Source organism: Achromobacter agilis, from assembly GCF_900496965.1.
In the GTDB taxonomy this organism is placed as follows: Bacteria; Pseudomonadota; Gammaproteobacteria; order Burkholderiales; family Burkholderiaceae_B; genus Achromobacter; species Achromobacter agilis.
Genome location: NZ_UFQB01000003.1, coordinates 193126 through 213774, shown reverse-complemented (window position 1 = coordinate 213774; position 20649 = coordinate 193126). Strand labels below are relative to the sequence as shown.

21 protein-coding genes are annotated in these 20649 nt (G+C 64.4%); 3 read left to right on the top strand and 18 right to left on the bottom strand.

What is annotated here, in order from left to right:
- Positions 1–9: 9 nt before the first annotated feature.
- The 15 genes from nuoN to AGI3411_RS04985 all read right to left on the bottom strand — a co-directional run bounded on the left by nuoN (position 10) and on the right by AGI3411_RS04985 (position 16110).
- A complete protein-coding gene (gene nuoN / locus AGI3411_RS05055) occupies positions 10–1494 on the bottom strand; it encodes an NADH-quinone oxidoreductase subunit NuoN (protein WP_129526305.1) in 1485 nt (494 codons plus the stop codon).
- A gap of 9 nt (positions 1495–1503) precedes the next feature.
- Positions 1504–3006, bottom strand: a complete 1503-nt coding sequence (locus AGI3411_RS05050) for an NADH-quinone oxidoreductase subunit M (RefSeq protein WP_129526304.1) — start codon at positions 3004–3006, stop codon at positions 1504–1506.
- A complete protein-coding gene (gene nuoL, locus AGI3411_RS05045; RefSeq protein ID WP_129526303.1) occupies positions 3003–5039 on the bottom strand; it encodes an NADH-quinone oxidoreductase subunit L in 2037 nt (678 codons plus the stop codon). The genes AGI3411_RS05050 and nuoL overlap by 4 nt, the downstream gene beginning before the upstream one ends.
- Positions 5040–5056: 17 nt before the next feature.
- Positions 5057–5365 carry an NADH-quinone oxidoreductase subunit NuoK gene (gene nuoK, locus AGI3411_RS05040; protein WP_006217969.1) on the bottom strand — a complete coding sequence of 103 codons (309 nt, stop codon included), beginning with the start codon at positions 5363–5365 and terminating at the stop codon, positions 5057–5059.
- Positions 5362–6012: an NADH-quinone oxidoreductase subunit J gene (locus AGI3411_RS05035; RefSeq protein WP_129526302.1), complete on the bottom strand. Its 651-nt coding sequence runs from the start codon at positions 6010–6012 to the stop codon at positions 5362–5364. The genes nuoK and AGI3411_RS05035 overlap by 4 nt, the downstream gene beginning before the upstream one ends.
- Positions 6013–6029: 17 nt before the next feature.
- Positions 6030–6518: an NADH-quinone oxidoreductase subunit NuoI gene (nuoI, locus tag AGI3411_RS05030; RefSeq protein ID WP_063642043.1), complete on the bottom strand. Its 489-nt coding sequence runs from the start codon at positions 6516–6518 to the stop codon at positions 6030–6032.
- A gap of 21 nt (positions 6519–6539) precedes the next feature.
- Positions 6540–7613, bottom strand: coding sequence for an NADH-quinone oxidoreductase subunit NuoH (gene nuoH / locus AGI3411_RS05025; protein WP_129526301.1), 1074 nt, complete (start codon positions 7611–7613; stop codon positions 6540–6542).
- Entirely contained in the window at positions 7613–9940 is a 2328-nt protein-coding gene (gene nuoG, locus AGI3411_RS05020; RefSeq protein ID WP_129526300.1) for an NADH-quinone oxidoreductase subunit NuoG, read from the bottom strand. The genes nuoH and nuoG overlap by 1 nt, the downstream gene beginning before the upstream one ends.
- 15 nt (positions 9941–9955) lie before the next feature.
- Positions 9956–11323 (bottom strand): NADH-quinone oxidoreductase subunit NuoF, encoded by a 1368-nt coding sequence (nuoF, locus tag AGI3411_RS05015; RefSeq protein WP_129526299.1) that lies wholly within the window; start codon positions 11321–11323, stop codon positions 9956–9958.
- Positions 11320–11814 carry an NADH-quinone oxidoreductase subunit NuoE gene (gene nuoE, locus AGI3411_RS05010; RefSeq protein WP_043543414.1) on the bottom strand — a complete coding sequence of 165 codons (495 nt, stop codon included), beginning with the start codon at positions 11812–11814 and terminating at the stop codon, positions 11320–11322. The genes nuoF and nuoE overlap by 4 nt, the downstream gene beginning before the upstream one ends.
- Positions 11815–11861: 47 nt before the next feature.
- Positions 11862–13118, bottom strand: a complete 1257-nt coding sequence (locus AGI3411_RS05005) for an NADH-quinone oxidoreductase subunit D (RefSeq protein ID WP_129526298.1) — start codon at positions 13116–13118, stop codon at positions 11862–11864.
- Positions 13119–13121: 3 nt separating this feature from the next.
- Positions 13122–13748, bottom strand: coding sequence for an NADH-quinone oxidoreductase subunit C (locus AGI3411_RS05000; protein ID WP_129526297.1), 627 nt, complete (start codon positions 13746–13748; stop codon positions 13122–13124).
- A gap of 75 nt (positions 13749–13823) precedes the next feature.
- On the bottom strand, positions 13824–14300 hold the full coding sequence (locus AGI3411_RS04995; protein WP_006217960.1) for a NuoB/complex I 20 kDa subunit family protein: 477 nt from the start codon (positions 14298–14300) through the stop codon (positions 13824–13826).
- A 39-nt stretch (positions 14301–14339) separates the two neighbouring features.
- A complete protein-coding gene (locus tag AGI3411_RS04990) occupies positions 14340–14699 on the bottom strand; it encodes an NADH-quinone oxidoreductase subunit A (protein ID WP_006217959.1) in 360 nt (119 codons plus the stop codon).
- A gap of 289 nt (positions 14700–14988) precedes the next feature.
- On the bottom strand, positions 14989–16110 hold the full coding sequence (locus AGI3411_RS04985) for a porin (protein WP_129526296.1): 1122 nt from the start codon (positions 16108–16110) through the stop codon (positions 14989–14991).
- 472 nt (positions 16111–16582) lie between these two features.
- On the opposite strand from AGI3411_RS04985, the gene AGI3411_RS04980 reads away from it, so the two are divergent.
- Genes AGI3411_RS04980 through AGI3411_RS04970 form a run of 3 tightly spaced genes read left to right on the top strand, consistent with a single transcriptional unit; the run spans position 16583 to position 18071 of the window.
- Complete coding sequence (locus AGI3411_RS04980; protein WP_129526295.1) at positions 16583–17197, top strand: TetR/AcrR family transcriptional regulator; 615 nt, start codon at positions 16583–16585, stop codon at positions 17195–17197.
- Positions 17194–17637, top strand: coding sequence for a PaaI family thioesterase (locus AGI3411_RS04975; RefSeq protein WP_129526294.1), 444 nt, complete (start codon positions 17194–17196; stop codon positions 17635–17637). Before AGI3411_RS04980 ends, AGI3411_RS04975 begins: the two co-directional genes overlap by 4 nt.
- On the top strand, positions 17634–18071 hold the full coding sequence (locus tag AGI3411_RS04970; protein WP_129526293.1) for an NAD(P)-binding domain-containing protein: 438 nt from the start codon (positions 17634–17636) through the stop codon (positions 18069–18071). The genes AGI3411_RS04975 and AGI3411_RS04970 overlap by 4 nt, the downstream gene beginning before the upstream one ends.
- Here AGI3411_RS04970 and AGI3411_RS04965 read toward each other — a convergent pair.
- Genes AGI3411_RS04965 through AGI3411_RS04955 form a run of 3 tightly spaced genes read right to left on the bottom strand, consistent with a single transcriptional unit; the run spans position 18042 to position 20602 of the window.
- Positions 18042–18809: a phosphatase PAP2 family protein gene (locus AGI3411_RS04965; RefSeq protein ID WP_129526292.1), complete on the bottom strand. Its 768-nt coding sequence runs from the start codon at positions 18807–18809 to the stop codon at positions 18042–18044. The genes AGI3411_RS04970 and AGI3411_RS04965 overlap by 30 nt on opposite strands.
- Before the next feature lie 39 nt (positions 18810–18848).
- The gene (locus AGI3411_RS04960; RefSeq protein WP_129526291.1) at positions 18849–19631 is read right to left on the bottom strand and encodes a metallophosphoesterase family protein; all 783 of its coding nucleotides are present in this window, start codon (positions 19629–19631) and stop codon (positions 18849–18851) included.
- Positions 19628–20602, bottom strand: a complete 975-nt coding sequence (locus tag AGI3411_RS04955) for a diacylglycerol/lipid kinase family protein (RefSeq protein ID WP_129526290.1) — start codon at positions 20600–20602, stop codon at positions 19628–19630. Before AGI3411_RS04955 ends, AGI3411_RS04960 begins: the two co-directional genes overlap by 4 nt.
- Between the last annotated feature and the right edge of the window lie 47 nt (positions 20603–20649).

Below are 20649 nucleotides of genomic sequence, written 5' to 3'. Positions count from 1 at the left end.
GTTTTCCGCTTACATGCTCAGCGAGCTGCGGATGGCCTGCACGCACAGAGCCATCAGGCCGCCGGGCAGCAGGCCCAGCACCAGGATCAGGGCGCCGTTGATCGACAGCACGCCGCGCTGGCCGCTCGTGGCCACCATCGGCGCGGCATCGGCCGCCGGTTCGTCGAAGTACACGACCTTGACCACACGCAGGTAGTAGAACGCGCCGATCAGCGAGAACAGCACCGCGATCACCGCCAGCGTGACGTGGCCCGCGCTGATCAGCGACTGCAGCACGGCGAGCTTGGCGTAGAAGCCCACCAGCGGCGGGATGCCGGCCAGCGAGAACATCAGCAGCAGCACGATGGCGGCGTGCCACGGGCTGCGGCGGTTCAGGCCCTTCAGGTCGTCGATGTGCTCGCACTCGAAACCCTGGCGCGACAGCAGCAGGACGATGCCGAAGCTGGCCAGCGTGGTCAGCACGTAGGTCAGCATGTAGAACAGCGACGCGCCGTAGGCGGCGGACGACAGTTCCGGCTTGCCCGCGACCGAGCCCGACATCAGGCCCAGCAGCACGAAGCCCATGTGCGAGATGGTCGAATAGGCCAGCATGCGCTTGAAGTTGGTCTGCGCGATGGCGGTCAGGTTACCGATGGCCAGCGACAGCACCGCCAGGATCATCAGCATCGGCTGCCAGTCGGCGGCCAGGCCATGCAGGCCGTCGACCAGCAGGCGCAGCGTGATGGCGAAGGCGGCCAGCTTGGGCGCGGCGCCCAGGATCAGCGTCACGGCGGTGGGCGAACCCTGGTAGACGTCGGGCACCCACATGTGGAACGGCACGGCGCCGAGCTTGAACGCCAGGCCGGAAACCAGGAACACGATGCCGAACACCAGGGCCAGCTTCTCGGCCTTGCCCGCGGCGATGACCTTGGCCACTTCAGCCAGGTCCAGGTGGCCGGTGGCGCCGTAGACCATGGACATGCCGTACAGCAGGAAGCCCGAGGCCAGCGCGCCCAGCACGAAGTACTTCATGGCGGCTTCGGTAGCCACGACGTTGTCGCGGCGCAGCGCGATCAGCGCGTAAAGCGCCAGCGACATCAGCTCCAGGCCCAGGTAGATGGAGATGAGATTCCCGGAGGAAATCATGACCATCTGGCCCAGCAGGGCGAACAGCGTCAGCACGTAGAGTTCGCCGCCCTTGAGCATGTCGCGGACTTGCGCATAGACGCGGCCGTAGATCAGGGTGACGGCAACCGCGATGTAAGACGCGATCTTCAGCAGGTGCGACAGCTCATCCGTAACGTACAGGCCGTTGAAGGTCGACCCTGCCACGCCATTCTTCCATTGCAGCGCCGACACGACGGTCAGCACGCCCAATGCAAGCATGGTCAGCAGGAACGTCGGCTTGCGCTCGGGATGATTGCTGACCGCGTCGACGAGCAGGATAGCCAGGCCGAAAACCAGCAAGAGGATTTCCGGTGTCGCCAGGGCGAAATCGATTTGGGATTGCATCATTGTCTTGTCTTACAGTTTCGAGACGGCAACGTGTTGCAGCAGGGCCTCCACCGAAACGTGCATCACGTCGGTGAAGGGCTTGGGATAGATCCCCATGTACAACACGGCGATCGCCATCACGCCAAGAATCACGAACTCGCGGCGGTTGATATCGGTCAGCTCGCGCACATGGTCATTGGCGACGTCGCCCAGGACCACGCGCTTGACCATCCACAGCGAATAGGAGGCGCCCAGGATCAGGGCGGTTGCCGCCAGCAGGCCGATCCAGAAATTATGCTCGACCGCGCCCATGATCACCATGAACTCGCCGACGAAACCGCTGGTGGCCGGCAGGCCGCTGTTGGCCATCGAGAACAGGATGAAGAACGTGGCGAAGCGCGGCATCACGTTGACCACGCCGCCGTAGTCGGCGATGCGGCGCGAGTGCATGCGGTCATAGAGCACGCCGATACACATGAACATGGCGCCCGACACGAAGCCGTGGGAGATCATCTGCACGATGGCGCCTTCGACGCCGGCCGTGTTGAAGATGAAGAAGCCCAGCGTCACGAAGCCCATGTGGGCCACCGACGAATAGGCCACCAGCTTCTTCATGTCGTCCTGGACGATCGCGACCAGGCCGATGTAGATCACGGCGATCAGCGACAGCGTGATCATCATGCCGGCAAGGCTGTGCGAGGCGTCGGGAGCGATCGGCAGCGAGAAGCGCAGGAAGCCGTAGGCGCCCAGCTTCAGCATGATCGCGGCCAGCACGATGGAGCCGCCCGTGGGGGCTTCGACGTGAGCGTCCGGCAACCACGTGTGGACCGGCCACATCGGCACCTTCACGGCGAAGGCCGCCAGCAGGGCCACGAAGATCAGGATCTGCGGGGTGTAGCCCAGCTTGGTCTGCTGCCAGGTCAGGATGTCGAACGAACCGCCCGACGCGTTCCACAGGTAGATGAACGCCACCAGGGTCAGCAGCGAGCCCATCAGGGTGTACAGGAAGAACTTGAACGCTGCGTAAACGCGGTTCGGGCCGCCCCAGACGCCGATGATGATGTACATCGGGATCAGCGTGGCTTCGAAGAACACGTAGAACAGCATGCCGTCCAGCGCGCAGAACACACCCACCATCAGGCCCGACAGGATCAGGAAGGCGGCCATGTACTGGGCGACGCGGCTGGTGATGACTTCCCAGCCGGCCAGCACCACGATGATCGTGATGAAGGCGGTCAGGAGCACGAACCACATCGAGATGCCGTCGATGCCAAGGTGGTAGTTGACGTTGAAGGCCTCGATCCAGGACGCCTTCTCCACGAACTGCATGGCGGCCGTGGAGGAGTCGAAACCGGTGTAGAGCGGGATCGTGACCAGGAAACCGGCGATAGCGCCGATGAGCGACAGGCCGCGGGTCAGACCGGGACGGTCGTCACGGCCCACCGCCAGCACCAGCAGGCCGAATACGATCGGAACGAAGATCGCAAGCGTGAGCCAGGGGAAAGTGTTGGATGCCATCTCGCTTGCCATCATTGGGGAATCAGCACAAAGAAAGTCACCAGCGCCATGATGCCGATGATCATCGCGAACGCGTAGTGATAGATGAAGCCGGACTGCAGGTGGCGGCTAAGCGCTGCCACCCAGCCCACCACACGGGCGCTGCCGTTGATCAGCAAGCCGTCGATGATGCCGCGGTCGCCGGTCTGCCACAGGCCACGGCCCAGGCAGCGCAGGCCGCGGGCGATGATCTGCTCGTTGACCCAATCCACGTAGTACTTGTTTTCAAGCACGTTGTTGATGCCGGACAGGCTGGACTTGATCGCGGCCGGGACCTTGGGATTGATCAGGTAGCAGTACCAGGCGACGACGGCGCCGGCCACGACCAGCCAGAACGGAACCGTCTGGAAGGCGTGCATGCCAAACGCGACCCAGCCGTGCCACTCTTCATGCAGCTCGTGCATGGCGGGGTGCTGCGGCAGGACCTTAATCACGCCGTCGAAGAACTTGCCGAACAGCATCGGATCGACCACCCAGGCGCCGATGATGACCGAGGGAATCGCCAGCAGCAGCAGCGGCAGCGTGACCACCCAGGGCGACTCGTGGGGAGTGCCGTGATGGCCGTGGCCGTCCGGCTCGTGGTCGACGTCGGCGGCGTGGTGATGGTCGTCATGACCATGGCCGTGACCGCTGGTGTCGAAGCGTTCCTTGCCGTGGAAAACCAGGAAGTACACGCGGAACGAGTACAGCGAGGTCACGAACACGCCGATCAGGGTCGAGTAGTACGCGAAATTCGCACCCCAGACGTTCGCGGCACCGGCGGCCTCGATGATGTGTTCCTTCGAGTAGAAGCCCGAGAAGAACGGCGTGCCGACCAGGGCCAGCGTGCCCAGCAGGAAGGTGATCCAGGTGATGGGCATGTACTTGCGCAGGCCGCCCATGTTGCGGATGTCCTGGTCATGGTGCATGCCGATGATGACGGAGCCCGCGCCCAGGAACAGCAGCGCCTTGAAGAACGCGTGGGTCATCAGGTGGAAGATCGCGACCGAGTAGGCCGAAGCGCCCAGCGCGACGGTCATGTAGCCCAGCTGCGACAGCGTCGAGTACGCGACGACGCGCTTGATGTCGTTTTGGATGATGCCCAGGATGCCCAGGAACAGCGCGCCGATGGCGCCGATCACGATGATGAAGGACAGCGCCACGTCGGACAGTTCGAACAGCGGCGAGAAACGCGCGACCATGAAGATGCCGGCCGTCACCATGGTGGCGGCGTGGATCAGCGCGGAGATCGGGGTCGGGCCTTCCATCGAGTCGGGCAGCCAGGCGTGCAGCGGAACCTGGGCCGATTTGCCCATGGCGCCGATGAACAGGCAGATGCAGGCGACCGTCAGCAGCATCCAGTCAGAGCCGGGCAGCGTCAGGGTGGCCAGCTTGTCGGCCTGGGCGAAGACTTCGCCGTAGTGCATGGTGCCGGCGTAAGCGAACAGCAGGCCGATGCCGAGCACGAAGCCGAAGTCGCCGACGCGGTTGATCAGGAACGCCTTCATGTTGGCGAAGATCGCCGTGGGGCGCGTGTACCAGAAGCCGATCAGCAGGTACGACACCAGGCCCACCGCTTCCCAGCCGAAGAACAGCTGCACCATGTTGTTCGACATCACCAGCATCAGCATGGAGAACGTGAACAGCGAGATGTACGAGAAGAAGCGCTGGTAGCCGGGATCGTCGGCCATGTAGCCGATGGTGTAGATGTGCACCATCAGTGACACGAACGTGACCACGACCATCATCATGGCCGAGAGCGGATCGATCAGGAAGCCGATTTCCAGCTTCGTCTGGCCGATCAGGCTCCAGGTGTAGACCGCGCCGTCGAAGCGCAGGCCGTTGAGCACGTCGTTCAGCACCACTACCGAACCGATGGTGGAGATGAGCACGCCCACGATGGTGATCATGTGCGAAGCGCGGCGGCCGATGGGACGGCCCAGGAACCCGGTGCCGAAGAGGCCCGCGAGAATTGCTCCGGCCAGCGGCGCCAGCGCGATGAGCAAGTAGAGATTGGGTGAGCTAGACATTTTCTTCCAATACCCCGTCAGCCCTTCAGGCGATCGAGTTCGTCAACGTTGATCGTGTTCAGGTTGCGGAACAGCAGCACCAGGATGGCCAGGCCGATCGCCGCTTCGGCGGCGGCAACAGTCAAGATGAAGAACACGAACACCTGGCCGGCGGTGTCGCCGAACCAGCTGGAGAACGCCACGAAGTTCATGTTGACGGCCAGGAGCACGAGCTCGATGGACATCAGGAGAATGATCAAGTTGCGGCGGTTCAGGAAGATGCCGAAGATCCCGATGGCGAACAGGATCGCCCCGAGGATCAGGTAATGGGCCAGCGTCAGCGTCATTTTTGTTCTCCTTGGGGCGCGGCGGCGGACGAGGCACCGATCTGCGACTGGGCGCGCTCGCTCTGGGCGGTCATGCTCACCAGGCGGAAACGGTCCTTGGCGCGCACGCGGACGGCGGCGACGGGGTCGTTGTACTTGACGTCGCGGCGGCGGCGCAGGGTCAGCGCGATGGCGGCAACCATGCCGACCAGCAGCAGCGCGGCGCCCACTTCAACCGCGTAGATGTACTGCGTGTACATGGCTTCGCCGAGCGCGCGGGCGTTGTTGTAGTCGCCGGCGACCGGGGCTTGCGGGCCCGCGCCGTACCAGGTCGAACCCAGCACGAAAGACATTTCCAGCACCAGCACGACGCCGATCACCAGCCCCAGGGGCAGGTAGGTCTTCATGCCCTGGCGCAGGGTGTCCATGCGGATGTCGAGCATCATCACGACGAAGAGGAAGAGCACCATCACGGCGCCCACGTACACCAGCACGAGCAGCAGCGCCAGGAACTCGGCGCCGAGCAGCATCCACAGCATGGCCGCGTTGGCGAACGCCAGGATCAGGTGCAGGACGGCGGTGACCGGGCTGCGCGCGGTGATCACGCGGAACGCCGCGATCACCAGCACGGCGGCCAGTATGTAAAACAGGACAGTGGTAAAAGTCATGGATCAGACCCTGGGCTTCAACGGTAAGGAGCGTCTTCGGCCCGGCGGCGGGCGATTTCGGCTTCGTAGCGGTCGCCCACGGCGAGCAGCATGTCTTTGGTGAAATACAGGTCGCCGCGCTTTTCGCCGTGGTATTCGTGGATGTGCGTTTCCACGATGGAATCCACCGGGCAGCTTTCCTCACAGAAGCCGCAGAAAATGCATTTGGTGAGGTCGATGTCGTAGCGCGTGGTACGGCGGGTGCCGTCATCGCGCTGGTCCGACTCGATGGTGATCGCCAATGCCGGGCAGACCGCTTCGCACAGCTTGCACGCAATGCACCGCTCTTCCCCGTTGGGGTAGCGGCGCAGCGCGTGCAGGCCACGGAAACGCGCCGACGCAGGCGTCTTTTCCTGGGGGTAGCGCAAGGTGACCTTGCGCTTGAAGAAATACTTGCCCGTCAGGCGCATGCCCTTGAGCAATTCGGTCAGCATCAGACTGCCGAAGAAATCCTTGATCGCTTCCATATCCTGCCTCTGCTTGGCGGCTTAGCGCCAAATGTTCCAGGGCGTCTGCATCCAGATCGCCACCACGACCAGCCAAACGCCGGTCAGCGGGATGAAGATTTTCCAACCCAAGCGCATGATCTGGTCATAGCGGTAGCGCGGGAACGACGCGCGGAACCACACGAACAACGAGACCACGAAGAATGTCTTGAGACCCAGCCAGATCCAACCCGGAATCCAGGTCAGCGGCGCGATGTCGATCGGGGAAGCCCAGCCGCCCAGGAACATGATCGAGGCCATGCAGGACAGCAGGATCATGTTGGCGTATTCGCCCAGGAAGAACAGCGCGAACGCCATGCCCGAGTACTCGACCATGTGGCCGGCCACGATTTCGGATTCGCCTTCCACGACGTCGAACGGGTGGCGGTTGGTTTCGGCCACGGCCGAGATCACGTAGATCACGAACAGCGGCAAGAGCGGCAGCCAGTTCCAGGACAGGAACGTCAGGCCCTTCTCGGCGAACCAGCCGCGGTTCTGGACATGCACGATCTCGGACATGTTCAGGCTGCCGGAGACCAGCAGCACCGTCACCAGCACGAAGCCGATGGCCAGTTCGTAGGACAGCATCTGGGCCGATGCGCGCAGCGCGCCCAGGAAGGCGTACTTGGAGTTGGACGCCCAGCCAGCGACGATCACGCCATACACGCCGATGGACGTGATGGCCATGATGTACAGCAGGCCGGCGTTGACGTTGGCCAGCACCACGTCGGGGCCGAAGGGCACGACCGCCCAGGCGGCCAGGGCCGGCATCAGCGTGACCACCGGGGCCACGATGAACAGCACCTTGTTGGCCTGCGACGGGACCACGACTTCTTTGGTCAGCAGCTTGAACACATCGGCGAACGGCTGCAGCAGCCCCTTGAAGCCGACGCGGTTCGGACCCATGCGGACGTGCATGGCGCCGATCATCTTGCGCTCCCAGTACGTCAGGTAAGCCACGCACAGGATGATGGGCACGGCGATGATCACAATCTTGATGAGGGTCCAGAGGACCAACCAGACCGTCGGGCCCAGCAGTGCCGTACCCTGGCTCTCAAGAACATTAAGCCATTCCATCAGGCACGCTCCACGCTGATTTGACCGAATGCGCCACCCAGGGCCGCGGTGTTTTCAAAGGCTGCCGAAATGCGCACGGCGCGATCGGCCACGGCGTCATCCTGCACGGTTTCGAGTTCGACGGCGCCCTGCCCGCCCGACACACGCACCTTGGCGCCGGCCGTGAGGCCCAGGCTGGTGAGCGTGCGGCCGTTCATGGCGGCAGCCGGCTTCTTCGAGGCCGGGGACGCTTGCAACGGCTCCGAACGGCGGACCATCGCATCGCTGCGGTAGATCGGCACGTCGGCGACGCGTTCCAGGCCGGTGCCGGCCTGGCCCAGGCCCAGCGGCGCCTTGATGTCGTTGGACAGACGGGTTTCGATACCGCCGGCCAGCGCGGAATCGCGCACGGACTCGGAGGTTTCATCGTCGAAGCCGGCCAGGTGCAGGACGTTGCCCAGCACGCGCAGGACCTTCCAGGCCGGACGGGTCTGGCCGAACGGCGTGACCGTGCCCTTGAAGCTCTGAGCCAGGCCTTGCGCGTTGACGAAGGTGCCCGAGGTTTCGGTGAACGGCGACACCGGCAGCATGACGTCGGCCCACTCGGCGGCAGCCGAACGGTAAGGCGTCAGCGCGACGGCGAATTGCGCGCCGCGCAGCGCGGCGATCGCCTGCTGGCCGTTGTCGGCATCCAGCAGCGGCTCGGCGTGCAGGACGATGTAGGCCTTCAGCGGCTCGGCCAGCATGGCGGCGGCATTCTTGCCGCCCTTGCCCGGGATGGCGCCAGCCAGGTAACCGCCGACGGTGTTGCCGCCGGAGGTCAGGAAGCCGAACTTGCCGCCGGCCAGGTCGGCCACGGCGCGGCCGTTGGCCGCCAGGGTCGAGGCCTGGGCGCTGGCCACGGCCAGGTTGCCCATCAGCACGGCGGTGTTGGCGCCGGAAGCCAGGCTGGCGGCGATCGCCTTGGCGTTGTCGCCCGGAACGACGGCGGCGAACTCGGCCGGCACGGCCTGGTCCTTGGCCTGGGCCAGCGCGACGGCCACTTCGGCCAGCGCGCGCGCCAGTTCGGACGGCGCCACGGTGATACGGGCGGCCACGGGCATCAGCGGATCATCCGCGGCGCTATCGACCATCAGGATCTGCGTGCCGCGCTTGGCGGCCTGGCGCAGGCGTTGCGCCATCAGGGGATGATCCTTGCGCAGGAACGAACCCACGACCAGGACGCGGTCCAGGTTGTCGAGTTCGGCGACCGGCATGCCCAGCCACGGCGCGCCCGTCAGGGCGGCGTCGAAAGCCGGATCGGTCTGGCGCAGGCGGAAGTCGATGTTCTCGGAACCCAGCGAGCGGACCAGGCGGCCCAGCAGCGCGTATTCCTCGGTGGTGGCATATTCGGACGCCAGGGCGCCGATCTGGCCGGCGCCGAAGCTGTCGCGAACGCGGGAGAGGCCTTGGGCCACGGCTTGCAGCGCGTCGGCCCAGGAGGCTTCCTGCCACTTGCCGTCGGTGCCCTTGATCATCGGGGCGGACAGGCGGTCTTCGCTGTTCAGGCCTTCGTACGAGAAGCGGTCGCGGTCGCTGATCCAGCATTCGTTGATGGCTTCGTCTTCGAACGGAACCACGCGCATGACGCGGTCGCCCTTGACCTGGACGACCAGGTTGGCGCCCAGGCTGTCGTGCGGGCTGACCGAACGGCGGCGAGCCAGTTCCCAGGTGCGCGCGCTGTAGCGGAAGGGCTTGGAGGTCAGCGCGCCCACCGGACAGATGTCGATCATGTTGCCCGACAACTCGGACTCGATCGAGCGCCCGACGAAGGTCGTGATCTCGGAGTGCTCGCCACGGCCCAGCATGCCCAGTTCCATGACGCCGGCGATTTCCTGGCCGAAGCGCACGCAGCGGGTGCAGTGGATGCAGCGGCTCATTTCCTCGGCGGAAACCAGCGGGCCCAGGTCCTTGTGGAACACGACGCGCTTTTCTTCCTGGTAACGCGAGGAAGAGCCGCCGTAGCCCACGGCCAGATCCTGCAGCTGGCATTCGCCGCCCTGATCGCAGATCGGGCAGTCGAGGGGGTGATTGATGAGCAAGAATTCCATCACCGACTTCTGAGCGGCGCGCGCCTTCTCGGAGCAGGTGTGGACGACCATGCCATTGGTCACGGGCGTGGCGCAGGCGGGCAGCGCCTTGGGCGCCTTTTCCACTTCAACCAGGCACATGCGGCAGTTGGCCGCGATGGACAGTTTCTTGTGGTAGCAGAAATGCGGCACGTAAAGCCCGACTTTCTGGGCGGCATGCATGACCATGCTGCCTTCGGGCACTTCGACCTTGTTGCCGTCGACGGTTAGTTCAACCATTGCTGTTCCTGAGACCTACAGATATTGCGGGACCACACAAGACTTGTGCTCGATGTGGTGCGCGAATTCGTCGCGAAAATGCTTGAGGAAGCCACGGACGGGCATGGCGGCGGCGTCACCCAGGGCGCAGATGGTGCGGCCCATGATATTGCCCGCCACGTTGTCGAGCAGATCCAGGTCCTCCGGGCGGCCCTGGCCGTTCTCGATGCGATGCACCATGCGGTAGAGCCAGCCGGTGCCTTCGCGGCACGGCGTGCACTGGCCGCAGCTTTCCTCGAAATAGAAGTACGACAGACGCAAGAGCGACTTCACCATGCAGCGCGTCTCGTCCATGACGATCACGGCGCCGGAGCCCAGCATGGAACCCGCCTTGGCGATGGAGTCATAGTCCATCGTGGTTTCCATCATGATGTCGGCCGGCAGCACCGGGGCGCTGGAGCCGCCGGGGATCACCGCCTTCAGCTTCTTGCCGCCGCGCATGCCGCCCGCCAGTTCCAGCAAGGTCGAGAACGGGGTGCCCAGCGGGATCTCGTAGTTGCCGGGACGCTCGACGTCGCCGGTGATCGAGAACAGCTTGGTGCCGCCGTTGTTCGGCTTGCCGACTTCCAGGTAGGCCTGGCCGCTGTTGCGGATGATCCATGGCACCGCCGCGAACGTTTCGGTGTTGTTGATCGTGGTCGGTTTGCCGTACAGGCCGAAGCTGGCCGGGAACGGCGGCTTGAAGCGCGGCTGGCCCTTCTTGCCTTCCAGCGATTCCAACAGCGCGGTTTCTTCGCCGCAGATGTACGCGCCATAGCCATGGAACGCGTGCAGCTGGAAGCTGTAGTCCGAACCCAGGATCTTGTCGCCCAGGAAGCCGGCGGCGCGCGCCTCTTCCAGCGCTTCTTCGAAGCGCTCGTAGACTTCGAAGATTTCGCCGTGGATATAGTTGTAGCCGGCGCTGATGCCCATGGCGTAGGCCGCGATCGCCATGCCTTCAATCACGATATGCGGATTGAAGCGCAGGATGTCGCGGTCCTTGAACGTGCCCGGCTCGCCTTCGTCGGAGTTGCAGACCAGGTACTTCTGGCCGGGGAAGGCGCGCGGCATGAAGCTCCACTTCAGGCCGGTCGGAAAGCCCGCGCCGCCGCGGCCGCGCAGGCCGGACGCCTTGACTTCGGCGATCACGTCTTCCGGCTTCATGCCGGTGGTCAGGATCTTCTTCAGGGCTTCGTAGCCGCCGCGCTTGACGTAGTCGGCCAGGCGCCAGTTGGCGCCGTCGACGTCGGCCATGATCTGCGGCTGGATGTGCCGGCCGTGCAGGCACATCGAATTGGACAGGTCGTTCAGCGGGTTGGGTTCAAGCCCCTGCGCGAACTGCTTGTACAGGTCGGGCGCGTTCATGCCGACTCTCCTTGCGCCTTGAGGGCCGCGACCAGCGCGTCCAGCTTTTCTTCGGTCATGCGCACGCACATATGCTTGTTGTTCACGATCAGCACAGGCGAATCGCCGCAAGCGCCCATGCACTCGCCTTCAACCAGGGTGAACTGGCCGTCGGCAGTGGTTTCGCGGTAGTCGACACCCAGCTTGCGCTTGAGGTAGTCGCCGGCGCGTTCGCCGTCGCGCAAGGCACAGGGCAGGTTCGTGCAGACGGCGATCTTGTTCTTGCCGACTGGCTTGACGTCGAACATGTTGTAGAAAGTGGCGACTTCCTGGACCGCGATGGGCGGAACGCCAATGTAGTTGGCCACATCTTCGATGATTTCGGTAGCCAACCAGCCCTTCTCTTCTTGCGCGATGGCAAGCGAGGCCATGATGGCGGACTGCCGCTGGTCGGCCGGGAACTTCGCGAGTTCTCGGTCGATTTTCTGGTAGGCCTGTTCGGAAAGCAGCATAGTTTGAATCCGGGTTATGCGGGCGTGCTCGTGACTGTCTGGGCGGATCAGCGATCGATCTCGCCGAAAACGATGTCCTGCGTGCCAATGATGGTGACGGCGTCGGCGATCATGTGACCGCGCGACATTTCATCCAGCGATTGCAGGTGGACAAAGCCGGGGGCCCGAATCTTCAGGCGGTAAGGCTTGTTGGCGCCGTCGGACACCGCGTAGATGCCGAATTCGCCCTTGGGATGCTCCACCGAGGCGTACGCTTCACCGGGAGGAACGTGGAAGCCTTCAGTGAAGAGCTTGAAGTGATGGATCAGCTCTTCCATGTTGGTCTTCATGGCCGTGCGCTTGGGCGGGGCGATCTTGTGATTCTCGATCATGACCGGACCCGGGTTGTTGCGCAGCCATTCCACGCACTGGCGGATGATGCGGTTGCTCTCGCGCATTTCGGCGATACGGACCAGGTAGCGGTCATAGCAATCGCCGTTGACGCCGACGGGGATGTCGAAATCGAGCAGGTCGTAGACTTCGTAGGGCTGCATCTTGCGCAGGTCCCAGGCCACGCCCGAACCGCGCAGCATCGGGCCGGTGAAGCCCAGCGCCTTGGCGCGCTCGGGGTCGACCACGCCGATGCCCACCAGACGCTGTTTCCAGATGCGGTTGTCGGTCAGCAGCGTTTCGTATTCGTCCACGCAGCCGGGGAAACGGTTGGTGAAGTCTTCGATGAAGTCCAGCAGCGAGCCCGAACGCGCGTCGTTCATGACGCGCAGTTCCTTGTCGCCGCGATACTTGCTGGTGTCGCCGTACTGCGGCATCGAATCCGGCAGGTCGCGGTAGACGCCGCCCGGACGGTAGTACGCCGCGTGCATACGCGCGCCCGATACTGCCTCGTAGCAGTCCATCAGGTCTTCGCGTTCGCGGAAGGCGTACAGGAACACCGCCATGGCGCCCACGTCCAGCGCGTGCGAACCCAGCGACATCAGGTGGTTCAGCAGACGGGTGATCTCGTCGAACATCACGCGGATGTATTGCGCGCGCAGCGGAGCTTCGACGCCCAGCAGCTTCTCGATGGCCATGACGTAGGCGTGCTCATTGCACATCATGGACACGTAGTCCAGGCGGTCCATGTAGGGCAGCGCCTGGATGTAGGTCTTGTGCTCGGCCAGCTTTTCCGTGGCGCGGTGCAGCAGGCCGATGTGCGGGTCGGCGCGCTGGATCACTTCGCCGTCGAGCTCGAGCACCAGGCGCAGCACACCGTGCGCGGCCGGGTGCTGAGGGCCGAAGTTGAGCGTGTAGTTCTTGATTTCTGCCATGATTTAACGCCCCAAGCCGTAGGAGTCTTCGCGGACCACGCGCGGGGTGATCTCGCGCGGATCGATCGTGACCGGCTGGTAGATAACGCGGCGCTGTTCGGGGTCGTAGCGCATTTCGACCGTGCCGGACAACGGGAAGTCCTTGCGGAACGGGTGACCGATGAAACCGTAGTCGGTCAGGATGCGGCGCAGGTCCGGGTGGCCTTCGAAGACGATGCCGTACAGGTCGAAGGCTTCGCGTTCGAACCAGCCCACGGCCGGCCAGCATTCCATCAGCGAGGCGACCACCGGGAACTCGTCGTCCTCGGCCCAGGTGCGCACGCGCAGGCGCCAGTTGTGCTGGATGGAAAGCAGGTGCACGACCACGGCGAAACGCGCGCGATGGATCTTGGCGTTGGCTTCCTCGGGCATCTGGCGCGTGCCGTTGCCCCAGGTCAGGTAGTCAACGCCGCAGAGGTCGATACAGGTTTCAAAGCGCAGGCCGGCTTCGGTCCGCAGCTTGTTGCAGACCGAGAACCACTGCTGCGCGGGCACTTCGAGCGTCAGCTCGCCCAACGCCTCGGTCAGCGCGATATCCGCGCCGAGGGTGGTCTGCAAATTGTTTTTCAGGGTTTCGAGCCTGGTCATCATCTTGTACGCTTAGGTGAACCGATACGCTGATTTCGCGGGGCCGGCGGCAGGATCTGCCGCGAGCGGGGCAAAGGGTCAGCGCGCAATCGTGTTGGTCAGGCGGATCTTGTTCTGCATTTGCAGCAAGCCGTAGACCAGCGCCTCGGCCGTAGGCGGGCAGCCCGGCACATAGACGTCTACCGGTACGATGCGATCGCAGCCACGGACCACCGAATACGAGTAGTGGTAGTAGCCGCCGCCGTTGGCACAGGAGCCCATGGAAACCACCCAGCGCGGCTCGGGCATCTGATCGTAGACCTTGCGCAGCGCCGGCGCCATCTTGTTGCACAGCGTGCCGGCCACGATCATCAGATCGGACTGGCGCGGACTGGGCCGGAAGATGATCCCGAACTGGTCCAGGTCATAGCGGGCCGCGCCCGCGTGCATCATCTCAACCGCGCAACAGGCCAGACCGAAGGTCATGGGCCACATGGAGCCGGTCTTCGCCCAATTAAGGAACTTGTCGGCGCTGGTTGTGATGAACCCTTGCTTGAGAATGCCGTCTATAGCCATATTCGTCTCTGATAGCGTGCTGTGTAGGAAGCCTGCGGCTTATTCCCAGTCCAGCGCGCCCTTTTTCCATTCGTAGATGAAGCCGACGGTGAGCACGGCCAGGAAAACCATGACCGTCCAGAAGCCGACGAGCCCGACCGTGCCCTGGGCGATGGCCCACGGGAACAGGAACGCGATTTCGAGGTCGAAAAGAATGAACAGGATCGCCACGAGGTAGTAGCGCACGTCAAACTTCATGCGAGCGTCTTCGAAAGCCTCGAAGCCGCATTCGTACGGCGAAAGCTTCTCGGCGTACGGACGCCGCGGACCAAGGAGGGAGCCGGCCGTTAGAAGCGCGAACCCGATGAGGGTGGCCACTACGATAAACAGCAGGACGGGGAAATACTGTTGCAGGTTCATTCAGGCGTCCGTCAAATGCGCAAACCTTAGGATTGTAGCATTCGCGCGGTTACTTCTGGCTGAACTCTGTAGCCCGAACAGCAGGTGAAAGACAGCATTCATCAAATGGAACAGTCGTGGCTTTCGGGACAGCGCGACAAGCTTACAACACCCCGCCCGCGTACACCCGCCAAGCACCGAAAACTGTCCACAGGACGAAAAAAAACCACCCCGGAGGGTGGCTTCATACGAACGGGCCGAAGCCCGTTCGCACGCTTGGATCCAGGCAGGACTTGCGCCCTGCGCTGGATTAGAAGCGGTGGCGGATGCCGACGCCGACAGCGGTCGACTTGACGTCTTCGATGAAGGCGTAGTTCTTGGCGTACGAACCGTAGGCGTACAGGTTGGTGCGCTTCGACAGGTCGTAGGTGTAGCCCAGCGAGAAGACGTTCATCGTCTCGTCAGCGCCCGAACCACGATCCAGACGATCGTTGCTCGGATCAACCATTTGCCACGAACCGAACAGCTTGCTTGCGCCGCCGATCGGGGCGGACAGGCCGACCATGTACGAATTGGCCTTGAAGCCGTCAGCAAAGATGTTGGTGCCGAGGCTCAGGGAGCCCGTGCCGGTGTTCACGCCTTGACCAGCGAACCAGCCGTCGGTCGTGCGGGCGTAGGCCAAGGCCAGCTTCACGACTTCGAAGTCATACGAACCGCCAATGGCGTACATGCGCGGGGTCGCGTCCTGATCAGCCAGCACCGACTTGTTCGAGGCATTCAGCTGGTCGTACGAGAAGGCGATGTTCAGAGGACCGTTGACGTAGCGCAGGCCGGTCGTGATGGCGCGGGTGTTGTCAGCCGTCTTCCAGCCGGTTTGGTCCGCGTTGTTGTCATCAGCATTGAACGAGTAGCCAATGCCGAACTGGAAGCCACTGAACGACGGGGTCTGATACATGACCATGTTGTCGTAGCGTTGCGTGTTGGCAGCGCTCATCGAAACGCCGATGTTAGCTTGGCCGAAGCCGGCGCCGAACGGATCGATCGAGCCGAAGTACTTCGACGCGATGTTGGTTTGGCGACCGAAGTCCAGTTGACCCCAGCTGTCGGAGGCCAGACCGATCGTGGCTTGACGACCGAACAGACGGCCACCCTGAGCCGACTTGCCGTTACCCGAATCAAAGCCCGATCCCAGCTGGAAAACAGCGCGCAGGCCATCACCCAGATCTTCCGAACCACGCAGACCCCAGCGCGAACCGTTCTGGACGCCGTTGATCATGCCAAAACGGCTGCCGTTCATGGCATCGGGACCGCCGCTGATCTTGTTGTAGCCGAGGCCCGTATCGATGATGCCGTACAGGGTGACAGACGTTTCTGCCTGGGCGACACCGGCAAAACCGGCGAGCAGGGCGGCAGCGAGCAGAGTCTTTTTCATTTAAGAAATCTCCGTTGATTTGAGTGACAAGAGCAGCAATCCAGCAAACCAGCCTGCCGCCCCCCTAACTCCGCGAAGGGAAGTTGACGCTATTGCATCAAAAATCAGGGGGGCTGGCTATGGTCGGCATCAGAAAAGTGCAGGTTTGCGACAGGCTTGTTGGGATATTGCAACATCTCGCCGACGGCCCGACTATCCCGCTAGGGCTTACCCTAGCAAAACAGGACAAGGTCCTATTCATGCGACTTTCAGCCCTGCCCCCAATTATCCGCTCCATTTAGGCGGCCGTTTTTCCGCTGTATTTCACACCGCCATGTCCGCATTCCGGCACCACACGCAACCGCAAGCCCGCAGCCTCCTTCTTCCCGTTCCCGAGCGCCTCGCGAAACCCGGTCCACGCAAAGTTAAATAACATTGTTATCAATAAAAATCGCCGATATGATGGGATGCATCGGATCCTTCATTCCACGCCATGCCCTCCACCTCTACCCGCACCGGCCGCAATGAACGCCTGAACGCGCTGCGCCGGCAGCTCATCCTCGATGCGGCTCAGCGCGTGTTCGAACGCGACGGTCTCGAGAAAACGACGATCCGTGCGATCGCCACGGAAGCCGGCTGCACCACCGGCGCGATCTACCCCTGGTTCGCCGGCAAGGAAACCATCTATGGCGCGCTGCTCGAGGAGTCCCTGCAGCGGCTGCACGCCCATCTGAGCGCCGCCGCAGCCACTGGCGAGGCCCGGACGGCCGCGCGCAACGCGATCCACGCCTTCTTCGGCTACTACGCCGAGCGCCGCACCGATTTCTCGCTGGGCCTGTACCTGTTCCAGGGGCTGGGGCCGCGCGGGCTGGGACGGGAAATGGACGAACGGCTCAACGCCCGCCTGCGCCAATGCGTCGACCTGCTGGGCCTGGCTCTGGCCAGGACGAAATCATGGGAGGCCGCCGTGATCGAAGTCGAGCAGATGAATCTATTCACTTATCTGATGGGGCTGCTGCTCCTGCAGCACACCCATCGCCTGAAATCCCTGGGCCAGCGCGCGGACGCGCTGCTGGACAACTATTGCAACGCCCTGGAACAACGATGACCGCAACCGACCTGGACACCCGGACCGAGGCCCCGCTGATCAGCCTGGCCGATTTTCATATCCTGCTGGCGGACCAGCACCCTTTCTCGCTGCTGCTCGGCATCGATGTGCTGCGCATCGGCTACGGCACGGCGCGCGCCGTGCTGCCCGCGCGCGACGCCCACCAGCGGCTGGGCGGAATCGTCGCCGGCCCGATGCTGATGGGCCTGGCCGACCTGACGATGTACGCCGCGGTGGTGGGCGCCACCGGGCAGGCGCACGCCGTCACGGCCAGCCTGACGATCAACTTCCTGCGCAAGAGCCCCGCCGGCGCGATCTACGCCGATGCCCGGTTGCTCAAGGTAGGCCGGCTGTCCGCAGGGGAAGTGATCCTGACCGGCGAAGGCTCGGACGAGCCTCTGGCCCATATCGTGAGCACGTGGTCGGTGCCCAAGCCATGAGCCCGCGCGTCAGCATCGTCGGCATGGGCAGGACCGGCACGCTGGCGGCTCAGCGCCTTCTGGCGGCCGAGCCGGACATCGCCCTGACCCTGTACGACATCGAACCCGATCGTTGCGAGGATTTCCGCGGCAGCGCCACGCTTGCCACGTCCGCGCGCGAGGCGCTGGCGGAGTCGGACACCATCGTGCTGGCCTTGCCGCGCGAGCGCGAAATCGACCGCACCCTGGAGCGCTTCAGCGACGGCCACGTAACGGCCTCCGTCGCCGGCAAGCTGATCGTGGACCTGGAGCCGCCGTCCGCCGAACGCGCGCGCCGGCTGGACCAGGCGATCGTCGCGGCGGGCGGACGCTATACCTGCGCGCCCTTGCAGGCGGCCGCGGCCGCGGGCGCCGCCGAGGCGCGTCTATTGCAGGTGCTGGCGCCCGTCGCCTGACGCGCGCAGGCGCTGCGCCGCCGCTACGCAGAGCGCCAGCCAGCCCAGGCTGACGGCGAAGCCCGCGAACACATCGCTGGCGAAATGGACCTGCAGCAGGATGCGGCTGAGCCCGACCGCCATGATGAGCCCCGCCAGGATCGCGATGCCCGGCAGCCGCCAGGCCGGCGGCGCCAGCCGCCACAACAGATAGCCGGCCGTGCCGTAGACCGCCATGGCGGCCGACGAGTGGCCGCTCGGGAAGCTCCACCCCACCGCGCTGGCAAAGCCATGGTCGTGTTCCGGCCGCATCCGTTCGAAGCTTTGCTTGAGCAGCCAATTGAGCGCGCCCCCTGCTCCCGTGGCCACCGCGCAGAACAGCGCCAGCCCCCATTGCCGATTCCAGAGCAGGAACAGCGTCATCAGCACGCTGATCACGGCGAGGAAATTCCGGTCGCCCAGATAGGTGAACCAGGACAGCAGCCACAACAGGGGCATCGACATGGACATGCTCAGGGCGCCGGCCAGCGCTCTGTCGAATGCCACCACGGGGCCCTGCCGGCCGACCGCGAAAGCCAGGGCCAGGAACAGCGCGAACGAAAGGCAGGTGCCCAGCGCGAAGCACACGACGCGGCCGCGGCCGGACAAACCCCGGCCGCAGCGCGCAAACAGCAGCGCCGCCGCACCGCACAGGAGCGGCAGCGCAATGAACAACAGCAAGGCGTGGGCCGCAACCCACGCCGCAAAGACGTCCGTCATTTGCAAGCGCCCATGAGGAAATTCACGCCGCTGCCCACGCTACCGCGCGACCAGCGTCTTGTCGACCGGTGCAAACGCATGCGCCCCGGCAGCGTAGTCCCAACGTTCGACATGGCAACCGCCCTCCCCGCCGCAGGTAATGACGTTCACCGAATTGGGAATGTTGCCGCGCACGCGGCGCGAGCAGGCCGTCCCGGCCTGCACGATCCAGCCGCCGGCCGGCGCCGACGGATCCAGCGGCAGCACGTAGGGTAGATGAATATGGCCGCCCAGGACCAGATCGACGCCAGCCTGCGTCCAGGCCGCAAGCGCCGGCTCGCGCCCGATCAGCAGGTTGGACAGGTCGGACTCCACCTTGGCGCGCACCGGATGGTGCGCCACCACGACCCGCAACTGCCCGGGCCGGGCCTGGCGCAGGCGCTGGGCGACGCGGGCGATCTGTCCGGCCGAGATCTCGCCGTCCTTGCGGCGCCTGGGCGTGGTCGTGTTCACGCCGATGGCCAGCAGGCCGTCGTTCTCGAACACGGGCTCCAGCACGGCGCCCAGGGCCCGCTTGTAGTTACCGTAGGGGTTGAGCGCGCGCGCGAAGACGTTGAACAGGGGAATGTCATGGTTACCCGGCACGGCCAGGACCGGCAGCGACAGGCGCTCGATGAATTTGCGCGCGGCGGCGAACTGGCCGCGCCGGGCGCGCTGCGTGATGTCGCCGCTGAGGACGACCAGCTCGGGAGCGAGCGCGCGAGCCAGGTCCAGCGCGGCCTCGACCACGGGTTTGCGTTCGGTGCCGAAGTGCGTGTCGGAAAGGTGCAGAATGCGCGTCATTGACGGTCCAGGCGTTGCGGGTCCGCCGGCACCACGAGCGGCAGCCTGTCGGCCGCCACCTGGAATTCCAGCGGCGTGTTCATCCAGGAGATTTCGCCGTCCATCGCCACCTTGACCCGCCGGCGCCCGCGGACACCCACCGTCAGGCGATCGAAAGCGAAGTTGACGACGTGCTCGGCATCGCCCAGCCTGCTGGCCAGGCCGCGCAGCAGCAGGCCATACAGGGCCAGCGTGCCGACCGGCCGCGCGGCCATGGCGATCAGACGACCCTGCCCGAGCTCCTCGGACGGGATGCCGATGTGTTCGAGCTGGAGCTTGTTGTTGCCCACCACCAGGGTCGGGGACCGCAGGCTGCGGGCCTTGCCCTCGTAATCGAGCAGCAGGGTCAGCTGGCGCGGCGCGCGCAGCAGCGTAATCAGACCCGACCACAAGGCCACCAAACGGCTGCGGCCATACTTCTGTTTGTAGGCCTCGCGGTCTTCGAGCAATTGCGGATACAGGCCCAGGCTGGCATTGACCAGGAACGGCCGGCCGTTGAGCAGGCCGACCTGAACCGGCCGGGGCTGGCCTTGCAGGAAGCCATGCAGGGCCGTTTCCGTGTCCTGGGAGATGCCGTAACTGCGGCCGAAGTAGTTGAACGTGCCCTGGGGCAGGATGCCGAACGGCACGTCCTGGCCCAGCACCGCGCTGGCGACGGTGTTGAGCGTGCCGTCGCCGCCCGCGGCGATGACGACGCCCTGCTCGTCGCGCGCGCGCCGCACCGCGGCCTGGGCCGATTCGGCCAGCCGGGACGGATCTTCCACGGGAATCAGCTCGTAGCGCCGTCCGGCCGCATCGAGGATGCGGCGGACGGTGTCCTGCAGCACCTGCGCGTCGCCGCGCCCCGATCCAGTATTGAGGACGATGAAGAGCGGTTCTTGTCCTGTCAGGGACCGGGCCCCTGCCACGGGGCTCTGCTGGGATGACGTCATGGGTCAAACATACCCCATGCCGGCAAAACGCCGCAACAGAGCCCCCG

Excerpts from the sequence above, each read along its gene's own strand:
- AGI3411_RS04980 (WP_129526295.1), top strand. The coding sequence starts at position 16,583 with ATGCCCTCCACCTCTACCCGCACCGGCCGCAATGAACGCCTGAACGCG.
- AGI3411_RS05050 (WP_129526304.1), bottom strand. The coding sequence starts at position 3,006 with ATGATGGCAAGCGAGATGGCATCCAACACTTTCCCCTGGCTCACGCTT.
- AGI3411_RS05005 (WP_129526298.1), bottom strand. The coding sequence starts at position 13,118 with ATGGCAGAAATCAAGAACTACACGCTCAACTTCGGCCCTCAGCACCCG.
- nuoF (WP_129526299.1), bottom strand. The coding sequence starts at position 11,323 with ATGAACGCGCCCGACCTGTACAAGCAGTTCGCGCAGGGGCTTGAACCC.
- AGI3411_RS04975 (WP_129526294.1), top strand. The coding sequence starts at position 17,194 with ATGACCGCAACCGACCTGGACACCCGGACCGAGGCCCCGCTGATCAGC.
- nuoK (WP_006217969.1), bottom strand. The coding sequence starts at position 5,365 with ATGACGCTGACGCTGGCCCATTACCTGATCCTCGGGGCGATCCTGTTC.
- AGI3411_RS04985 (WP_129526296.1), bottom strand. The coding sequence starts at position 16,110 with ATGAAAAAGACTCTGCTCGCTGCCGCCCTGCTCGCCGGTTTTGCCGGT.
- AGI3411_RS04965 (WP_129526292.1), bottom strand. The coding sequence starts at position 18,809 with ATGACGGACGTCTTTGCGGCGTGGGTTGCGGCCCACGCCTTGCTGTTG.
- nuoI (WP_063642043.1), bottom strand. The coding sequence starts at position 6,518 with ATGGAAGCGATCAAGGATTTCTTCGGCAGTCTGATGCTGACCGAATTG.
- AGI3411_RS04970 (WP_129526293.1), top strand. The coding sequence starts at position 17,634 with ATGAGCCCGCGCGTCAGCATCGTCGGCATGGGCAGGACCGGCACGCTG.
- AGI3411_RS05035 (WP_129526302.1), bottom strand. The coding sequence starts at position 6,012 with ATGACTTTTACCACTGTCCTGTTTTACATACTGGCCGCCGTGCTGGTG.
- nuoH (WP_129526301.1), bottom strand. The coding sequence starts at position 7,613 with ATGGAATGGCTTAATGTTCTTGAGAGCCAGGGTACGGCACTGCTGGGC.
- AGI3411_RS05000 (WP_129526297.1), bottom strand. The coding sequence starts at position 13,748 with ATGATGACCAGGCTCGAAACCCTGAAAAACAATTTGCAGACCACCCTC.
- AGI3411_RS04995 (WP_006217960.1), bottom strand. The coding sequence starts at position 14,300 with ATGGCTATAGACGGCATTCTCAAGCAAGGGTTCATCACAACCAGCGCC.
- nuoN (WP_129526305.1), bottom strand. The coding sequence starts at position 1,494 with ATGATGCAATCCCAAATCGATTTCGCCCTGGCGACACCGGAAATCCTC.
- AGI3411_RS04960 (WP_129526291.1), bottom strand. The coding sequence starts at position 19,631 with ATGACGCGCATTCTGCACCTTTCCGACACGCACTTCGGCACCGAACGC.
- AGI3411_RS04990 (WP_006217959.1), bottom strand. The coding sequence starts at position 14,699 with ATGAACCTGCAACAGTATTTCCCCGTCCTGCTGTTTATCGTAGTGGCC.
- nuoL (WP_129526303.1), bottom strand. The coding sequence starts at position 5,039 with ATGTCTAGCTCACCCAATCTCTACTTGCTCATCGCGCTGGCGCCGCTG.
- nuoE (WP_043543414.1), bottom strand. The coding sequence starts at position 11,814 with ATGCTGCTTTCCGAACAGGCCTACCAGAAAATCGACCGAGAACTCGCG.
- AGI3411_RS04955 (WP_129526290.1), bottom strand. The coding sequence starts at position 20,602 with ATGACGTCATCCCAGCAGAGCCCCGTGGCAGGGGCCCGGTCCCTGACA.
- nuoG (WP_129526300.1), bottom strand. The coding sequence starts at position 9,940 with ATGGTTGAACTAACCGTCGACGGCAACAAGGTCGAAGTGCCCGAAGGC.